The 1,358-nt window shown below is 54.7% G+C and carries 1 tRNA gene and 1 rRNA gene; both read right to left on the bottom strand.

The features are described from left to right. Positions 1 to 32: 32 nt before the first annotated feature. A tRNA-Ile gene (locus tag PO768_RS28850) sits at positions 33 to 109 on the bottom strand. Between the two features lie 153 nt (positions 110 to 262). Further along, a 16S ribosomal RNA gene (locus PO768_RS28845) occupies positions 263 to 1,358 on the bottom strand; the annotation flags it as partial.

Here is a 1,358-nt window from a genome sequence, read left to right as displayed (position 1 = left end):
GCTGAGCTAATCCCCCGGGAATTTAACTTCCGTGGTGGGTCTGGCTGGATTCGAACCAGCGACCCCCGCCTTATCAAGACGGTGCTCTAACCGACTGAGCTACAGACCCACGCGTTCTTGCGCTTGACCTGCCCCTCAATCTCGCTTGCCCTTGTCTGCTGACAACGTCACTGACCAGGCCAGCTCGGCAGGCTCACGCTTTATTCACTCTTGCAGTTGAATTACAGCCGATAAGTGTGGGCGCTTAAAAATGAGTCATGTGGATCTCGCTCATGCTCAGTCACTAGTGACTCAACCGTGGCTCGATCTCTTCTAGAAAGGAGGTGATCCAGCCGCACNATCGCCCTCCTTGCGGTTAGGCTAACTACTTCTGGCAGAACCCGCTCCCATGGTGTGACGGGCGGTGTGTACAAGACCCGGGAACGTATTCACCGCGGCAAGCTGATCCGCGATTACTAGCGATTCCGACTTCACGCAGTCGAGTTGCAGACTACGATCCGGACTACGACCGGTTTTCTGGGATTAGCTCCCCCTCGCGGGTTGGCAGCCCTCTGTACCGGCCATTGTATGACGTGTGTAGCCCTACCCATAAGGGCCATGATGACCTGACGTCATCCCCACCTTCCTCCGGTTTGTCACCGGCAGTCTCATTAGAGTGCCCTTTCGTAGCAACTAATGACAAGGGTTGCGCTCGTTGCGGGACTTAACCCAACATCTCACGACACGAGCTGACGACGGCCATGCAGCACCTGTGTTCAGATTCTCTTTCGAGCACTCCCAAATCTCTTCGGGATCTCTGACATGTCAAGGGTAGGTAAGGTTTTTCGCGTTGCATCGAATTAAACCACATCATCCACCGCTTGTGCGGGTCCCCGTCAATTTCTTTGAGTTTCAACCTTGCGGCCGTACTCCCCAGGCGGTCAACTTCTCGCGTTAGCTACGTTACTGAGAAGAAACCCTCCCAACATCCAGTTGACATCGTTTAGGGCGTGGACTACCAGGGTCTCTAATCCTGTTTGCTCCCCACGCTTTCGTGCATGAGCGTCAGAACAGGTCCAGGGGATTGCCTTCGCCATCGGTGTTCCTCCGCCTATCTACGCATTTCACTGCTACACGCGGAATTCCATCCCCCACTACCGGACTCTAGCCATGCAGTCACAAATGCAGTTCCCAGGTTGAGCCCGGGGATTTCACATCTGTCTTGCATAACCGCCTGCGCACGCTTTACGCCCAGTAATTCCGATTAACGCTTGCACCCTACGTATTACCGCGGCTGCTGGCACGTAGTTAGCCGGTGCTTATTCTTCAGGTACCGTCATTACCCCAGGGTATTAGCCCAGAGCGTTTCTTCCCTGACA

The sequence above is a fragment of the Paucibacter sp. XJ19-41 genome, from assembly GCF_028462495.1.
GTDB lineage: Bacteria > Pseudomonadota > Gammaproteobacteria > Burkholderiales > Burkholderiaceae_C > Roseateles_E.
This window is presented reverse-complemented; position numbering and strand designations above follow the sequence as displayed.